Raw genomic sequence first — 18373 nt, forward strand, 5'->3', positions numbered from 1 at the left:
TCACAAGTCCCCAACTATGATGCAACGAGGGGCCGCAATCTGCTGCCCCTCGCAATCTCTTACATATTTTACTTATTTCTTTTTAACCTTGATTTCTACGGTTCTACCCGGATCCATCTCAGCACTCACGCTGATCTTACCACTCAGGTTCGTCTTCATGGTTCCAATATTGACATTGTCCATGTAGATCACATACTCTGTATCAGCTTCAAGCTCCAGTGTTACCTGAATATCTTTATCAGCAGATACATTGAATACTACTTCATCTGCAGATGCTTTGAAGTTCTCTACCGCTGTTCCCGGCACGGATTCGTATACGAACATGCCGTTCTTTTCAAGCTTCGTGATCTCGTTAAAGGTCTTTACTTTATATATATCGCCCTGAAATTCGAATCCATCCAGTTTGGTCTTGGATCCCAATGTGTAATCTCCAAAGCTAAGTGTTCCGTCATTTTCTGCTCTCAACAGTTCTTTTACTACTGCCATAGTTTTATCCTCCTGGAATTTCTGTTCATCTAGCGCGTTCAGCATTATTATCCGCGCTCTTTCTGTCTGTCGCTCCAAACGCTTTCCAAAGTGCGTTCGTCACTATACGCTCATTGTACCACATCGTTCCCCGTTACGCTTCAACTTTTACGAAGAATTTTATTTCTTTTTTATGAAGTCCTGCTTCTACATGATCGCCGGATTTGATCTCTCCGGACAGGATTGCATCTGCGAGTGCGTCTTCTAACTGATTCTGGATCGCACGGCGGAGCGGACGGGCACCGTATTTCTGGTCGGTTCCGGTCTCTACGATGTGCTTCTTCACGGAATCACGGATGGTCAACGTGATATTCAGCTGCTCTTTGGCGCGCTTTACGATTTCTTTGCACATGAGTCCGGTAATCTTCTTCATCTCGTCTGTTCCCAGTGAATGGAATACGATGATCTCATCGATTCGGTTCAGGAATTCCGGACGGAATACCAGCTTGATCTCATTCATCACGTTAGACTTCATACGCTTGTAGTCCGCACCTTTGTCTTCTTTGGTCACGAATCCAAGACGCTTCGGATCGATGATTGCCTGTGCCCCGGCATTGGATGTCATGATGATAACCGTATTACGGAAATCTACTTTTCTTCCCTGGGAATCGGTAATATGACCATCATCCAGTACCTGTAACAGAATGTTAAATACATCCGGATGCGCCTTCTCAATCTCATCAAACAGGACTACCGAATACGGATGTCTTCTCACCTGTTCAGATAACTGTCCGCCATCATCGTGTCCCACATATCCCGGAGGCGAACCGATCATTTTCGACACGCTGTGCTTCTCCATATATTCAGACATATCTACCCGGATCATGGCATTTTCATCACCAAATAATGCCTCCGCCAGTGCCTTTGACAGCTCTGTCTTACCAACTCCGGTAGGACCAAGGAACAGGAAAGATCCGATCGGTCTGTTTGGATCTTTTAATCCGACCCTGCCTCGTCTTACTGCCTTTGCAACTGCGGTAACGGCTTCTTCCTGACCGATCACACGTTTGTGCAATGTCTTTTCCAGCTTACGCAGGCGTTCACTCTCAGATTCTGCAAGCTTCTGCACCGGAATCTTCGTCCACTCTGATACAACAGCAGCAATATCTTCTTCGGTAACTGTAACCTGACGGTCTTTATTCTTTTTCTGAAAACGGTTACGCGCCTGATCTAATTTCTTTTCTGCTGCAATCTGTTCTTTGTGGAGAGTCGATGCCTCTGTCATATTGCCTTCCCGGATTGCTTCTTCTTTCTGAACCTTCAGATTATCAATCACCTGTTCCAGTTCTTCGATACTGTCCGGCACTTTGAAGCCACGGAGGCTTACCTTTGAGCATGCCTCATCCAACACGTCGATTGCCTTATCCGGCAGGAAACGGTCATTCACATATCTCACAGATAATGCGACCGCACTTTCCAATGCTTCCTGCTCTACCGTCACATGATGATGATTCTCATAACGACTCTTCAAACCTTCCAGAATCTCCAGGCACTGCTCCTTGGTTGGTTCCTCCACCGTAACCGGATGGAATCTCCGTTCCAGTGCTGCATCTTTTTCGATATATTTGCGATACTCACCAATGGTCGTCGCACCGATCAGTTGGATCTCGCCTCTTGCCAGCGACGGCTTCAGGATATTGGACGCATCCATGGCTCCCTCTGCGCCTCCGGCACCGATAATGGTATGCACTTCATCCAGAAACAGGATCACATTGCCTGCTGCCTTTACTTCCTGGATCAGCTTCTTCATACGTTCTTCAAATTCACCACGGTACTTGGAACCGGCAAGCATACTGGCAAGATCCATGGTAAATATCTTCTTCTCTTTCATGCCTTCCGGCACCAGTCCGCCGGAAATGCGCTGAGCCAGACCTTCGATCACTGCGGTCTTGCCGACACCCGGCTCCCCTACGAGACACGGATTGTTCTTGGTTCTTCTGCTGAGGATCTGCATCAGTCTGCCAATCTCCTGTTCTCTCCCAATCACAGGATCTAACTTTCCTTCTGCTGCCTGTTCCGTAAGATCTGTACCAAACTGCTCCAGCACGCCTTTTTTTCTTCCCTCTCCCTGAAGGTCTGACATATATTCATTCATATCAGCACCCACTGCCAGCATAATATCCTGATACAGCTTCTGCATATTCACATTTAACGTCTGCAGGATCCGGGATGCCACGCAGTCAGCATCATTTAATACAGCAAGGAGCAAATGCTCGGTTCCCACTTCTTTTGCTTTCAGATGCTGCGCTTCGCCTGCTGCCTCTTCTAAGATAAACTGCAGTCTCGGACTCTCCATCGGCTTACCGGATATCTCCATATCTTCCGGTGGAGTCACCAGTTCATTCATGATCTTCAGCATGTCTTCCTCTTTGACTCCATTCATATCCAGCACCTGACCGGCCACGCCGGAATAGATCTTGCTGAGTCCGATCAGCAGATGCTCCGTGCCGATATAAGGATGCTGCATCAGCTTCGCCGACTCTGCCGCAAGCTTCAGCACTTCCTGTGCCTGTGTTGTATAATTCATTCTGTATTACCCTCCTATCATCTCGTCATAGATCTCATCCACCATCTCGTGTACTTCTACTCTGCTGATATCCTTGCAGAGTCCTCTCGCCAGCAGGATCCGAAGCTGTGCTCTCATCTTCTCCACCGCCTCGATCTTATTCACATCAAGAGCGATCACCGCTCCCTTCCTTCTGTCAAGCTGGATATATCCCTCCTGCTTCAGTACCGTATAGGCTTTGTTGACCGTGTGCATATTAATACCCACCGTCTCTGCAAGCTGACGCACCGATGGAAGAGATTCACCCTCCTGTATCTCAGACGTGGCAATTCCCATAATGATCTGATTCCTGAGCTGTATGTAGATTGCTTCATCACTATTGAAGTCAATTTCAATAATCATCGTCTCATCGCTTCCTTTGTTACAATTTTGTTATACCCATAGTAGCACAGGCATTATTTCATTGCAACATCTGTTTCCGGGCATACAGATAATATCCTACAAATGACAATGTTGCCATCAGCCACGTCAGCGGATAAACAGCTGCCACCGCCTGCACACTGTGGAATACCCGGTCACTGATCTCCAGCATGAGAATACGGATTACACATAAGTTCACAATGACAATGACCATAGATGGCACCGACTTGCCGATTCCACGCACCACACCTCCGGTCACTTCAAACAGACTGTAGACAAAATACACCGGAAATGTCACGCTGATGATCCTCATTCCTTCTGCTACAACCTGCTGATCCGGACAGAATGCACTGAGGATCCATTTACCTGCTGCTAATGCTGACCAGGATAACACCACCAGCACTGCTGCCGCGATTCCATTGCACACTAAAATACCTCTTCGGATGCGCTCATATTTACCAGCGCCATAATTCTGTCCGGTAAATGTGACCATCGCCTGACCGAATGCAATGATTGGCAGGCACAGCAGATTCTCTGCCTTGAAATATACTGCAAATGCAGCGATCACATTTTTCCCAAATCCGTTGATATGATATTGTACCACTACATTAGAAAGCGTGAGGATCATCGACTGGATCCCTACCGGAACTCCCACACAGATAATTTTGCCCAGCAGATCCCACCGCAGACGCTGACGAGTCAATATGCGATGATGAAGCATATGGATCAACAGAAATACTGCTGTCATGCTCTGGGAAAATAACGTAGCCACTGCGACTCCGGCAACTCCCCAGTCCAGCAATATCAGGAACACAGCGTCCGTAATCACATTCAGCACGCCTCCTGCTGCCAGTGCATGAAATGGAGTCCTGGAATCTCCCTGTGCCCGCAGGATACCGGAACACATGTTGTAAAGCACCATCGGGATTGCCGCCAGAAAATAAATCCTCACATAGAGAACCGCATCCGGAATGATATTAGCTGGCGTGTGAAGCCTGACTAATACTGCTTGGGAACAGGTCACACCGATCACCGTAAGGATTAGTCCTCCCACAGCTCCCGCCAGGACTGCAATCCATACGGATTCTTTCATATCTTTTTCTTTTTTCGCGCCAAAGAGCTGCGAGATCACGATCCCGGCTCCTACTGCCACTCCGGTAAACAGATTGATCAGACAGGTCACCAGAATACTGCTCGCGCCTACAGCTGCCGCCGCGTTCTTGCCAAGCACATTTCCCACAAAAAGCATATCTACCGTGTTATACAATTGTTGAAACAGGCTTCCCAGAAATAGCGGTATCGCAAACAGCACAAATCCTTTCCCGATACTTCCCTGTGTCAGATCATTGGTCTTCATTCTTACGTACTCTCCTAACTCAAACAGCCTGTGGCTCTCCACAGGCTGCTCTTTATCATCCGTAACCATACAGTTACTTTTATTAATATTTATAACTCTAATATAGCTTTATGCTTCATCAATCGCCTTACCGATATCGTGACGCATATATTTGTTGGCAAACTGTACCCACTCGGTTGCTGCATAGGCATTGGCTCTGGCTTCTTTCAGATCTTTTCCCTTAGCAGTCACGCCAAGCACGCGTCCACCGTTGGTCACAAGCTGGTCTCCGTCGAATTTGGTTCCTGCATGGAAACAGTAATATCCCTCATGCCTGTCAAATTCTTCCAGTCCGCTGATCGGAATGCCTTTCTCGTAAGATACCGGATAGCCTTCGCTCGCCAGTACCACACAGACAGCCGCATTGTCCTCGAACTGCAGATCTACCTGATCCAGTGTTCCATCGATACATGCTTCCATCACTTCGATGATATCATTCTTCATTCTCGGAAGCACAACCTGTGCCTCCGGGTCTCCGAATCTTGCATTGTATTCCAGCACCTTCGGACCATCCTCTGTCAGCATCAGACCAAAAAAGATAACTCCCTTGAATGGTCTGCCTTCTGCTTTCATCGCATCTACAGTTGCCTGATAAATATATTTCTCACAAAATGCTTCTACTTCTTTTGTATAGAACGGACTCGGAGAAAATGTTCCCATTCCACCTGTGTTCAGTCCTGTATCCCCATCTCCTGCGCGCTTGTGATCCTGTGCAGAAGTCATGGTCTTGATCGTATTGCCATCTACAAATGACAGTACAGATACTTCACGTCCGGTCATAAATTCTTCGATGACCATCTCATTACCGGCCGTGCCGAATTTCTTATCCAGCATGATCGTCTTCACGCCTTCTTTGGCTTCTTCCAGATTCTGACAGATCAATACACCTTTACCCAGTGCAAGTCCATCTGCTTTTAATACGATTGGGAACTTCGCTGTCTCCAGATATGCGAGTGCTTTGTCCGGATCGGTAAAATTCTCATACGCTGCAGTAGGAATATTGTATTTCTTCATCAGATCCTTGGAAAATGCTTTGGAGCCTTCCAGGATCGCTGCATTCTTGCGTGGTCCGAATGTGCGGATGCCTGCTGCCTCCAGCTCATCTACCAGACCGCCTACCAGCGGATCATCCATACCTACGATCACCAGATCAATCTGCTGCTCTTTGGCAAATGCCACCAGCTTATCAAATTCCATTGCGCCGATCGGCACACATTCTGCCAGCGCAGAAATGCCTGCATTACCCGGTGCACAATATATCTTATCTGCCTTTTCACTCTTAGCGACGCAATAGCAGATTGCATGTTCTCTTCCGCCGCTTCCGACTACCAGTACTTTCATTCTATCTACTCCTTCTGTGTCATCTAATCCTCTGACACAATGGCTTTGCCGTCTGTCACACTGACCTTGCCGTGGGCGATCAGATCAATCGCTCTCGGAAGGATCTTCCACTCTGCCTGTTCCATTACCCGTCTCTGAAGCACTTCCGGTGTATCTCCGTTCTGCACTTCCACTGCCTTCTGCAAAATGATCGGACCGGTATCCGTTCCTTCATCTACAAAATGCACCGTAGCTCCAACCACCTTCACTCCGCGGGCAAGTGCTGCTTCATGCACCTTCAGCCCATAGAAGCCGGTTCCGCAGAACGACGGAATCAGTGACGGATGGATATTGATGATCCGGTTTCTGTACTTCTGGATCATCTCCGGCGGAATCACTACCAGGAACCCGGCAAGTACGATCAGATCCGGCTCGTAACTATCAATTGCTTTCAAAAATTCCTGATTAAATTCTGCCCTGGATGCATAACTCTTCGGAGAAATACACTCTACAGGCACCCCTGCTTTTTCACCACGCTCCAGTGCATAGGCACCCGGGTTATTACTGATCACACCTACGATTTCAGTATCTGTGATCTCTCCTGACTGCACGGAATCCAGGATTGCCTGCAGATTCGTACCGCCGCCAGATACCATCACCAGTACTCTTAGCATAATGTAACTCCTTTTTCTCCAGCCTCGATATGTCCGATCACATATGGCTGATCTCCGGCTGCCTTGATTGCTTCCATGGTCTTGTCCACATCTGCCGGATCAACTGCAACTACCATACCGATTCCCATATTAAATGTGTTATACATCATCTGCTCTGTGATATCACCTTTCTTTGCCATCAGGGTAAAGATCGGAGGGATCGGATAGCTGTCTTTCTCAACAACTGCACGTACACCGTCCTTCAGCATACGCGGAATATTCTCATAGAATCCACCGCCGGTAATATGGCTGCATGCCTTTACCGTAACGCCGGCATTCTTTACACTCTTCAGTGCTTTTACATAGATTCTGGTCGGCGCGATCAGTGCCTCACCAAGAGTCTTACCAAGTTCATCATAATAAGTATCCAGAGACTCTTTTGTCATCTCAAATACCTTGCGGACCAGTGAGAATCCATTGCTATGTACACCGGTAGATGCCATTCCGATCAGCACATCTCCGTCCTTCAGATTCTCGCCTGTGATCAGTTCTTTCTTCTCACATACGCCAACTGCAAATCCAGCCAGGTCATATTCTTCCTCCGGCATCAGTCCCGGATGCTCTGCTGTCTCGCCGCCGATCAGCGCCGCCTCAGACTGTACACAGCCCTCTGCCACACCGCTTACGATCGCTGCGATCTTCTCCGGATAGTTCTTGCCACATGCAATGTAATCCAGGAAGAATAATGGTTCTCCACCGGCACATGCGATGTCATTGACACACATTGCCACTGCATCGATACCGATCGTGTCATGCTTGTCCATCAGAAATGCAAGCTTTACCTTTGTACCACATCCGTCTGTACCGGAAAGCAGTACCGGCTCTTCCATCTCTTTGATCTTTGCCAGTGAAAACGCACCGGAAAATCCACCTAAACCGCCCAGTACTTCTGCACGCATGGTTCTCTTTACATGCTCTTTCATAAGCTCAACTGATTTGTAACCTGCTTCTATATCTACGCCCGCGTTCTTATAATCCATTTCGAATCTCCTTTATCTATTTTTGTTCCATGTATGCTTTATGTCCAATCTCCTGAAGCTTTGCATCCTTACCCTGTACGGTCTCTTTCATCTCTGTCGTATATGCTTTCAGTCTGTCAAGGAGCTCCGGATCAGATACAGCCAGCATTCTGGCTGCCAGGATTGCTGCGTTCATGCCTCCGTCGATCGCTACTGTCGCAACTGGGATTCCAGGCGGCATCTGCACGATAGAATAGAGTGCGTCCTGTCCGTCCAGGTTCTTGCCGGACATCGGTACGCCGATTACCGGAAGTGGGAATATTGCTGCACACATTCCCGGCAGATGTGCTGCCATTCCTGCGCCCGCAATAATTACTTTATAGCCCTTCTCTTCTGCTGATCCCGCATATTTAAAAAATACATCCGGCTCACGATGTGCGGATATGATCGTCATATCATATTCGATTCCAAGTTTATCCAGCATGTCAGCGGCTTTGCTCATTACTTTTAAGTCCGAGTCACTGCCCATTACGATTCCTACTTTTGGCATCTTTTTCATCCTTTCTCTTCCGAAAATGTGTCTGTTTTCCTATTTACGCTCATATCATAGCATAAGCAGAACTAATTATTCAATGCATTTACCCAAGTTACTTATTAGATGAATTAATGACCAGTTATTATGCATTTTCCTGGTCCAGCGGCTCATTCAGCACCTCTGTACCCGGCAGCACAAATCTTCCGCCTTCTATTATTGAGAGTTCTTTTCCCTCTGCAGTCTGCACACGGATACTTCCCAGCTCATCATACGGAATGGTAATATCCGTATGGCAGTTAAAGTATGCTTTCGACACATCCTCTTTCCGGAGCAGGGATATCTCATTATCCTTTGCAATGATCTCTTTTCCATCCGGATTGTAGACTCTGACATCCTCACACCAGCTATAGCAGGTGTCGCCTACTGCAAAATGCGGTCCCGTCTTCTCCGCGATCAGGATCGGCAGCTTGTCCTCGATGCCATATTTTCTTCCCATCACATAGGCAGTCGTATTCGTGCCAATGGCAAATTCACCCATCGGAAGTGTCTCATGATTATGCAATACATGGTCTGCGATATATTTCTTACCATCTTCTTCATTATCAAAATTACTGCAACGGTAATCTGCGATCTTACCATCCAGGAAATCCATTTCCAGATCCAGGTACTGTAATTCACCCAGATATACCTGTGTCACATGCAGCTTACCATTCGTTCCCTGTAGCTGTGGTGAAGTAAACACCTCACCCACCGGAATATTCACATCTGCCACACAGTTTTCAAATATTGTCTCCTTCTCCGGATCCTGAAGCGTATGCAACTGTACGGTAAGATCTGTCTTATTCTTGCCACGTCCGAGAATATGCACAGAAGTTCCCTGATTCAGCGCATCGATGATCGTCTGCTGTACCTTCGTGTACAATGCCGCATCCAGCGTATTGATCCGGATCGTCTCGTTGAAGATCTCTTCATACTTCGAGCCAATCTCCGGCACCGGATAAGCCACAATCGTGAAGCTTCTTTCCTCACCCTTGATATAGGTATTCATGAGCTGCCCCGCTTTGCTGGTGTAAGACAGGAAGATCTTTTCCTGCTTCTCATTCAGCGTTACTGCTTCTTCCTTAACTTCCGGTATAAATGGTTTCTCGCCGAAAGTCTCAATCACTGCCGGTCCAGCAAACTGCGCTGCCAGTTCCTTGTGTTCCTCATACGTATGCTTCATTACTTCCAGCTTCCGCTCGATGAATCGTTTATTCAAGAATAATCCCATATCATCCTTATGGTCATAATCATACTGTGGATTCGGAATACCTCCATAATATCCGGCGCGTCCATTTCTCGCTTTTGTCAGGACGCTGACGCCCGCGCGATAGATTACAGGCTTCAGTCCCATCTTCGCAAAGTTTGCAATCGCAAGCTTGATCACGCGTTCAAATCCCAGCACGTAACGGATGCTGACAACCGATTTCTTAGACAGATCTTTGCCCGTATTAATAAAACCGATGCGGTAACCTTCGGTATACACCTCTGCCATCTTACGGATCACTTCCTCCGGAAGTTCTGCCAGATGCTCTGCTGTACGGATCTGGTTCTCACCAATATATTCTCCAAAGCTATACAGATACTCTGCATTCGTAAGATCTGCATTTTCAATAATATTCTTCGCAAAATCCCTGGACGGATCAATCTGGTCACAGATCCGTTCTGCCGCAAATACATCACAGTAATCGCTGGCATACCAATACAGGATATCCTTCAGCTCATGAAGCGATACCTCACGTCCTTCTTCAGCCTCTGCCACCGCAAAGCAGCTATAGACCTCCAGAAAAAGTTCCATCAGGATCGTCAGGTATTCTTCTTTTCTTTCAAATACCCAGGCAATTCCTCCACGGACTTCTGCATACAGGAAGCTTAAGATCTGTCCGTAATCTTCGCCAAGCTCCTTCACTGCATATGTCGGATTCGCATAACTCTCTTCATACTGCTCCGGCAGTATATCTGCATACAGCTTATGGTTCCATTCTTTCTTTTCTTCTACCGAAAGCTTCCCATAGCTTCCGTTTTCCATCATTTTCTTTAAATCAAGAAGCAGCAGAACAAATTCAGACACACTCTGAAAATACCGCCGGAAAGGAAGGCTGACTGCCTCTTCCTTCGGTATCTGTCTGATTCGCTCTGCTGCCAGTTCATATCGTTCTGTTGTCATTTAAAATAGCCCCCTTATAAATATTGCAAGATAAATGAGCAAAAGGATTCCATTACATGCCGTTCCGACCTTGCAGGTTATGTAATTTTTATTGCGTTCTTTGAAGCCTTCGATTCCCCGTCTGAGTCCGGATACGGCAAGCACAAGTGCCAGAAGCCCTGCAATGCCGATCAGAATATTCACATCACCATGCCTGAGATATGACACAGAAAAAATACTGACCAGCAAAAACGCAGACAGAACTGCCAGCATACAAGAGATGCATCCTCTTCTGGAATGCTTCAGTTCCATCTGACCGTATTTGTGTATTCTTCTCTTCCTGCGTTCCTTCTCGCGCTTCGTATGTTCTCTTCGTATCGCTCTTTCATCTGCGCTTTCTCGTAGATAGTCTAACATGCCGCCTCCTTACTGCTGCACAAATCACAAATATAATATATCCTGCCACTCCGCCGATTGTATTTAGAAGCAGGTCATCCACATCAAAACTTCCCACCTTCGTCAACAACTGAAATGTCTCCACGCACAGGCTCAGTGTAAAACTGTAAAATACCGCTGCAAAAAAGCTGCGGTATTTACTCGCCATCGGCAGGAAGAACCCAAATGGCATAAAAATAATCACATTTCCAAAAAGATTTGTGAACATCGCATACCATCCAAGCTGTTCACGGTACTGCCAGAACCTTTTAATTTCCTTGAACAGTACCAGATTATATCGATATTCCTCCATAACGCCTGTTCGTCCATAGAGATCTGAAAACAGGAGGAAATAAATGATAAATCCTATATATAACACGAACAGCACCTTCCCCAGAAAGCGCATGCCCTTTCCCCTTTTATTTCTACTCATATTAGAACATCAGTCCCTCTCTGTTCTTCAGAAGTCTTGCTCCTCCGATCACAGCTACCACACCGGCTGCCACACCGACAACCATCACCACGATACCGATCGCGATATTCGCTGCTCCCGTAAGTCCCATTGTCTTATATGCCTTTTCGTTCATACTTACACCTCCTGCTATTTTGCTCCATACTGCTCATAATATGCATCAATCGCAGCTTTCAAAGTATCATCGATCACGATCTTACCCTGACACTCTCTGTTATACAGATGCTCTACGACTTCTTTCATCGTAACGATCGCTTTTGTCTCAAATCCATACAGATCCTTCACTTCATCCAGCGCACACTTCACGCCGCCTTTGCCAACTTCCATACGGTCCAGAGATACCATCAGTCCTACAATCTCGACATTAGCTGCGCCTTTTACCTTCGGTACAGTCTCTTCCATAGATTTACCGGAAGTGGTTACATCCTCGATCATGATTACACGATCGCCGTCCTGCAGGCTGCTTCCAAGGAATTTACCCTTATCTGCACCATGATCCTTCTCTTCTTTTCTATCAGAGCAGTAACGTACTTCCTTTCCGTACAATTCACTGTATGCAATAGCAGTCACTACACTAAGCGGAATTCCCTTATATGCAGGTCCGAACAGCACATCAAAATCATCACCATAAGTATCATGGATCGCCTTCGCATAATACTCACCCAGTCTCTTAAGCTGCGAACCGGTCACATATGCTCCTGCATTCATAAAGAACGGAGACTTTCTGCCACTCTTTAATGTAAATTCGCCAAATTTCAATACATTACTCTCTACCATAAATTCAATAAATTCCTGTTTATATGCTTCCATTATCTATTAACCTCCATCACATCGTCATTCTTTATTAATGGTATAATTCTACCACAGGTAATACACATTTTCAAATGAAGTATCTGTGAACTCTGACATATCAATCATTTCATCATTGCAAAAAAACAGGGAAAACCGGAATCATTCCGGTTTTCCCTGTTACGCTGTCATATATTATGAAGGCTCATTGTCCTTTGTTTCAATCTGATCTACATTCTCTGTATCAACCAATCCCAGTTTTCTCTTCTGGAATTCCATGTTCGATAACATCAGGTTCATTGCAAAGCCTACAACCAATGCCCAGCCTGAACCCTTGAATGCCAGAACTGCTGCCATAACACCGGCAATACTCTTATCTGTGCTTGTCTTACAATATTCCATACCGATTCTTGCACATACATACGCCTGGAATAAGAGAGTGATTGCTGAACCAACACCCATGATCGGCTTCATGAATGACACGATCGGCACCAAAATAACACTGAGGAATGTTGCCATACGGAAAGAACTCATTCCACCGATCAGAGATTTCATTGCTTTCTTTCCTTCTTTATAACGCATAGCAACGGATACTGTCATACCTACCCAGAGCGGTCCGGCCAGTGGTGGGAACGGCGCAAATATTGCAAGGATCAAGTTTCTCAGACCACTGATCAGGTTCGATCTGCTTGAGTTAAAGTCAATATATTCATCACTTCGGCTCTCCTGTGCCTCTGCTACCAGTGTCTTAGACGTAACAAAATCTCCAAATGCCAGTACATAGCAGATCAATGCTAATGGGAGTGCACTGATGAATTTTGAAATCGGTGGAAATCCGACTGCAAAAATGCTGACTGTATGGAAGATATTACTGAAATCAGGGATTCTGATGACTGTTCCAAGTTCCAGAACCGGTTTTGATAATTCTCCAAGTGCAACTCCGGCTAACATAGCAACAAGATATGGGAATAAATTACCATATTTTGCCATAATATCCAGTATTTTATATTTGTCTCTGTTCTTTTCACAGAACGGTGAAAAACTCAGGAATGCAAGTAACAAGGTACCTGCAAGTGTTGCTATCGGTGCTGTCATCAACTGACTTCCGTCAGACAACTGTCCCTGCAATACCGTGATCGGGGCTGCGATCAGAATACCACCTTTAATCGAATTCGGCACACCATTTACAAATTTATCTGCAAGCTTGGTGATTCCCATAAATATAAATACAAAGGCTACCAGCAGCTGCAATGCGATCATTGCCTGAATTCGCTCAGGTCCTTTTTCAAATCCATTCAAATATGCCAAAGTAAATGGCAGGGTCGGGGTGATCCATCCAGGAACTACCGGATCTCCCAGCCATCCGTGAAGCATATACATAAATACTTCAATGATGACACAACTCCATGCAAGTTCATATGGAAGTCCAAGATTATCAGTCAGGTATGGAATCGAACTTAAAGCTGTAGCGCCAAGGATCAGGCCCTGAAAAAACTCTACATACTCAATTTTATAATGAACCCCTGGAATTCTCCACTGAAATGGACCAAGTGGAATATATGGAAGTTCATTAGGTCTTTTTGCTCTTTTCGGACTCATCTTTGAGCGTCCTCCTTTATCTTATAATTTATTACACAGCATTAAACTGTATACTTCCGGCAATTCAGTCGTCTAAACACAATGCCAGTTATTCTATAGATAAATTTTATAGAACAACTGGATTTTCCTCTAATTTTAAGTATATTTTTTATAAATGTCTTTTTTTTAACAATGCATTCTTAAAAAAACGGGACTGTATTCTTATAGATGATAACATCTTTCGGAACGCCAGTCCCAATTTTCTTTATTATATTCTACAATGCACCTTTTCCGAAGATTTTCTTGTGCTGAGCTACTAAGTAGAGGGAACTTAAAATAGCAAGAATTGCAAATACTAATAACATGATCATAAGGGTGTAAACTGCATTAGCCTCACCTGATGCTTTTGTAAGCTGTGCTGCTACTACCGGAATCAGGTAGCTTGCTGCACCCATGAATGTGTAATAAATACCTGTGTTTCTTCCTTTTGGTCCTGGGTTAAACAACTGAACCACTGCAAGACCTGTCTGAAGAGCACCACCTGCTGCAAAGAATCCTAACATTGCAATTGCGATGTAAATGATTGCTACCTGATGGATAAACAGTACACCTGCAAGTGCAACTGCTGTACAGATAGAATCGATCAGGATAACTTTCAGCGGACTCCATTTTAATTTAGCCATCATGAATGCCCAGAAGATTACTGCACAGATAGATCCGATTGTATAAATGGAAGTCATACCGGCTGCCTGCATCTCGGAAAGTCCACATACGGATAATCCAAATGCCTTTGTATACTGCTGTGCACCATACATGATTGCCATGCAAAGGAATGCATAAAACATTACCAGAAATACTACAAATTTGTTTGGCTTAGTAAGCATCGCTGCCTTAGCTGCATTAATCTCTGCCTGTACTTCATCATTTGATTTGCCATTTTTTCCTTCTGATGCCTTCTTCTGATCATCATAAACAAATGGAGCAACAATTGCAAGTACTAAACAAACGATTGACAGTACAACCGGAATGATTACATTTAATTTCCAGTTTCCATTGCTTGCGTTATGTACAACCAGGAGCGGATACACCATACCAGACAATGAAACGAAGAATTTGATTCCGATCAGCGCAGAACCAGGTGCTGCAGGATAAGCTTCCTGTACAGCCGGATATCCGGATGCATCCCAGAATCCTGATGTTGCAACTCCAGCAACAAATCCGCAGATAGAAGCGACTACAGCGCTGCTTGTAAATAAGAATCCAAGGAAGCAGATAATATATAAGATAGCTCCGCCGATCATTAATTTCTTACGTCCTACGCGGTCAGAGATTTCTCCACCGATCCACACACTGACGAATTTACCGAAACCAGTCCATGCAACTGCTGTACTAACTGCTGCAATACCTGCCGCATATGCTGCAGACTGTGGGTCTGACATATTGAATCCCCACTGTTTTGCAAAATTTACGTTATTCTGGCTTAAAATAATAGCTTGAATACCATGTGTCAAATAACAAAAATAAACACAAATGATAGACAATAAATATTTTTTTGCTTTCATTCCCTCAATCTCCTTTGTCGAATTGTTTTATTTTGCCTGTGCCTTCTGAAATTCCTGATACTCGGCAAGTGGCATCTCTTTTCCAACGAACAGTTCGTAGTTTACTGCCCCCTGCTGCTGAAGCATTCCTACACCACCGATTGCTTTGCATCCGGCTTCTTCTGCTTCAACGATCATCTTTGTCTTCTCCGGATTATATACTGTATCTGCTACAACCAGGTCTTTACGGAACAATGATTTGTCAACCAGTGTTACATCCTCATGTGGCTTCATTCCCATAATTGTTGCATTTACCAGAATATCACAAGCCTTAACTGCTTCTTCCAGTTTTGCCTTGTCATCCAGATCTTCAACGGTAACAACGCATTCCGGACACTTCTCTGCTAATTTAGCCTGTGTTCCTTTTGCTCTCTCGAAGAACTTATCCTGAATGCTGAAGATATTGATCTCTTTTGCTCCGTCAAGTGCTAACTGAACCTGAATAGCTGTAGCTGCTCCGCCGGCGCCAAGTACAACTACCTTTTTATCTTTTACAGGTACTCCGTTAAGTTCAAGGTTCTTAACGAATCCAACACCATCTGTAATGTGACCTGTGATTACACCGTCATCATTAACAAATACATTACAGGCACCAATGATCTCTGCTGCCGGAGAAAGCTTATCTACTAACTCTGCTGCAATATTTTTGCATGGCATAGTAAAGTTACCACCACGCATTTTGAATAAACGAATTGCATCAAATGCTTTTGGCATCTCTTCTTCTGTTACATCAAATGCCATATATGCATAATCCAATCCGTCATGCTGGAAACTGAAGTTGTACATTGCCGGAGATCCTGAATGTCCAACCGGTGTTCCAAATAATCCCATTAAGCCTGTGTGTCCGGAAATTCTTTTTTCCATAATCCTAATCCTCCTGGTTTTCTTTTCTATGACAGTCCGTATATCACGGACTGCCAGATGAATATGTATGTTATTATAAGATTTACAGTTTTAACGCAATATCGTATGCTTCTTTTGTAGCATCCAGTGCACGACGTGCTCTTACAGCGTCACCTACCATGTGAACTTCTGGTACGATGTCTTTTAATTCTTCAGCGAAGTCATATACTACGTTCTGACCGTCACGGTGTGTATAGCGTGAGCTGAATCCCATAGACAGAACTACGGTATCAAATCCTCTTGCCTCATAGATTGTCTCGTCAGATTTATCTGCTGCGTTCTTGTAGCTTACACCATCTGAGAAAATCTCTGATACAGCAGCGCTTGTGATCTGCTTGATACCATATTTTTCAAATGCTTCCATGAGGAATACACGGTGCTCGTGAATTACATCCGGTCCGATCGCATCTCTCATTTCGATAACAGCTACTTCATGTCCCTGTTCTGCAAGGAAGTCAGCAGTCTCTGCACCTACCATACCGCCACCAACAACTAAGACTTTGTGTCCTACCGGGCGTGTTCCTTCCAGACAGTCAACACCATATACAATATCCGGATTGTGGATACCTTTGATAAATGGAAGTACTAATGTCTCTGATCCTGTTGCAAGAATAACTGCATCCGGTGTATCTTCTTTTAACATCTGTGCTGTCACCTTTGTATTCATCTTGATGTTAACGCCGGCTTTTTCACATTTTACAATGTAGCTCCTGATCATACCGGTGATATCACCTTTTCCCGGTGGGTAAGCAGCCAGTCTCATATTACCGCCAAGCTTATCTGTTGCTTCAAATAAAGTAACATCATGTCCACGTCTCTTAGCTGTGAATGCAGCACACATACCTGCTACGCCACCGCCGATCACGTATACTTTTTTCGCTTTTTCAGCCTTCGGAAGTCCTTCAACCTCACGTCCAAGTACTGGATTCACCAGACAGCAAAGTGGCTTACCTGCATACATATTAGCAACACATCCCTGCAGACAGGCGATACATGGTGTCAGATCTTCAAGTCTTTCTTCCTGCGCTTTTTCCGGAGTATGAGGATCAGCCAGTGACTGACGTCCAAATGCTACCAGATCTGCATTGCCAAGTTTGATCATCTGTTCTGCAAACTGTGGCTCTGTATATCGACCAACTGTAATAACCGGAACAGATACACACTTCTTAATATTAGCAACCAGTTCTGCCGAGAAACCGCCGTGGATACCTGTAGGTGCCCACATATATTCATCTTTCAGATGTACTGCACGAGATACGTGAAGTCCGTCAATTCCACACTCTTCCAGGTAAGCTGCTACTGCACACATATCGTGATTATCAAGTCCGCCAAACATATCTTCTGTACTGTTGATACGTGCAAGAACGGCAATCTTTCCTTCTGTTTTCTTCTTAACTTCCTCAATGATCAGACGAGAAAATCTCATTCTGTTTTCAAAGCTTCCGCCAAATTCATCGACACGCTTATTGGTTCTTGGTGACATGAATGAATTTACAAGATAACCATGTGCCATGTGAATTTCTACTGCATCAGCTCCGCCCTTCATCGCGCGAACTGCTGCATCACCATATCCTTTTACAAGTTCATACACTTTTTCTGTAGGTACTGCTTCCGGAATGTCCCTTCCGTCTGCAGATGCAATTGCTGTTGCAGCCTCGATCGGTGCTCCTGCATTCTTTGCATTACCTTCCGGTCCTGCATTCTGAAGCTGGATAGAAATCTTTGCGCCTTCTGCGTGACAGGCATCTGTAATTCTCTTCAAGCTTTCAATACTGTTATCATCATACAGGCAAGGTTTCTTAGGGCCTCCCTTAGCACCTTTATGTACTACAGTTGCTTCAATCGTAATCAGACCAAACTGTCCTTTTGCACGTTCACTGTAATATGCAACGGACTGATCACTCCATGTTCCATCTGAATTAGCGAAGTTATTTCCCATCGGGGGAACTACAAAACGATTCTTAACTGTCATAGGTCCGATCTGAATCGGAGAAAACATATTTTTGAATTTCATTATTTTACCTCTTTTTTCAATG

17 protein-coding genes are annotated in these 18373 nt (G+C 45.0%); all 17 read right to left on the reverse strand.

Going from position 1 to position 18373, the window contains the following annotated elements:
• Positions 1-72 precede the first annotated feature (72 nt).
• Positions 73-486 carry an endosialidase gene (locus OCV65_RS06155; RefSeq protein WP_262581333.1) on the reverse strand — a complete coding sequence of 138 codons (414 nt, stop codon included), beginning with the start codon at positions 484-486 and terminating at the stop codon, positions 73-75.
• A 133-nt stretch (positions 487-619) separates the two neighbouring features.
• Positions 620-3052: an ATP-dependent Clp protease ATP-binding subunit gene (locus OCV65_RS06160; RefSeq protein ID WP_262581334.1), complete on the reverse strand. Its 2433-nt coding sequence runs from the start codon at positions 3050-3052 to the stop codon at positions 620-622.
• A 6-nt stretch (positions 3053-3058) separates the two neighbouring features.
• Entirely contained in the window at positions 3059-3433 is a 375-nt protein-coding gene (locus tag OCV65_RS06165) for a GntR family transcriptional regulator (RefSeq protein ID WP_262581335.1), read from the reverse strand.
• Between the two features lie 58 nt (positions 3434-3491).
• Positions 3492-4808, reverse strand: a complete 1317-nt coding sequence (locus tag OCV65_RS06170; protein ID WP_262581336.1) for an MATE family efflux transporter — start codon at positions 4806-4808, stop codon at positions 3492-3494.
• A gap of 108 nt (positions 4809-4916) precedes the next feature.
• On the reverse strand, positions 4917-6188 hold the full coding sequence (purD, locus tag OCV65_RS06175) for a phosphoribosylamine--glycine ligase (protein ID WP_118383135.1): 1272 nt from the start codon (positions 6186-6188) through the stop codon (positions 4917-4919).
• A 23-nt stretch (positions 6189-6211) separates the two neighbouring features.
• The gene (purN, locus tag OCV65_RS06180) at positions 6212-6841 is read right to left on the reverse strand and encodes a phosphoribosylglycinamide formyltransferase (protein ID WP_118453311.1); all 630 of its coding nucleotides are present in this window, start codon (positions 6839-6841) and stop codon (positions 6212-6214) included.
• A complete protein-coding gene (purM, locus tag OCV65_RS06185) occupies positions 6835-7860 on the reverse strand; it encodes a phosphoribosylformylglycinamidine cyclo-ligase (protein WP_118383137.1) in 1026 nt (341 codons plus the stop codon). Before purM ends, purN begins: the two co-directional genes overlap by 7 nt.
• Positions 7861-7876: 16 nt before the next feature.
• Positions 7877-8389: a 5-(carboxyamino)imidazole ribonucleotide mutase gene (gene purE / locus OCV65_RS06190; RefSeq protein WP_262581337.1), complete on the reverse strand. Its 513-nt coding sequence runs from the start codon at positions 8387-8389 to the stop codon at positions 7877-7879.
• A gap of 127 nt (positions 8390-8516) precedes the next feature.
• Positions 8517-10580: an aminopeptidase gene (locus OCV65_RS06195; RefSeq protein ID WP_262581338.1), complete on the reverse strand. Its 2064-nt coding sequence runs from the start codon at positions 10578-10580 to the stop codon at positions 8517-8519.
• A complete protein-coding gene (locus tag OCV65_RS06200) occupies positions 10581-10976 on the reverse strand; it encodes a DUF6142 family protein (protein ID WP_262581339.1) in 396 nt (131 codons plus the stop codon).
• On the reverse strand, positions 10945-11400 hold the full coding sequence (locus tag OCV65_RS06205) for a VanZ family protein (RefSeq protein ID WP_330666891.1): 456 nt from the start codon (positions 11398-11400) through the stop codon (positions 10945-10947). The genes OCV65_RS06200 and OCV65_RS06205 overlap by 32 nt, the downstream gene beginning before the upstream one ends.
• Before the next feature lie 28 nt (positions 11401-11428).
• On the reverse strand, positions 11429-11581 hold the full coding sequence (locus OCV65_RS06210; RefSeq protein ID WP_199665978.1) for a hypothetical protein: 153 nt from the start codon (positions 11579-11581) through the stop codon (positions 11429-11431).
• A 14-nt stretch (positions 11582-11595) separates the two neighbouring features.
• Positions 11596-12276, reverse strand: coding sequence for an orotate phosphoribosyltransferase (gene pyrE, locus OCV65_RS06215; protein ID WP_262581341.1), 681 nt, complete (start codon positions 12274-12276; stop codon positions 11596-11598).
• A gap of 174 nt (positions 12277-12450) precedes the next feature.
• Positions 12451-13854 carry a hypothetical protein gene (locus OCV65_RS06220; RefSeq protein ID WP_262581342.1) on the reverse strand — a complete coding sequence of 468 codons (1404 nt, stop codon included), beginning with the start codon at positions 13852-13854 and terminating at the stop codon, positions 12451-12453.
• A gap of 254 nt (positions 13855-14108) precedes the next feature.
• Positions 14109-15395: an MFS transporter gene (locus tag OCV65_RS06225; RefSeq protein ID WP_262581343.1), complete on the reverse strand. Its 1287-nt coding sequence runs from the start codon at positions 15393-15395 to the stop codon at positions 14109-14111.
• 27 nt (positions 15396-15422) lie between these two features.
• Entirely contained in the window at positions 15423-16298 is an 876-nt protein-coding gene (locus tag OCV65_RS06230) for a shikimate dehydrogenase (protein WP_262581344.1), read from the reverse strand.
• Positions 16299-16380: 82 nt separating this feature from the next.
• Positions 16381-18351: an NAD(P)/FAD-dependent oxidoreductase gene (locus tag OCV65_RS06235; RefSeq protein WP_262581345.1), complete on the reverse strand. Its 1971-nt coding sequence runs from the start codon at positions 18349-18351 to the stop codon at positions 16381-16383.
• Positions 18352-18373: the final 22 nt, after the last annotated feature.

It is taken from the genome of Dorea ammoniilytica (assembly GCF_025567415.1).
GTDB classification, from domain to species: domain Bacteria; phylum Bacillota; class Clostridia; order Lachnospirales; family Lachnospiraceae; genus Claveliimonas; species Claveliimonas ammoniilytica.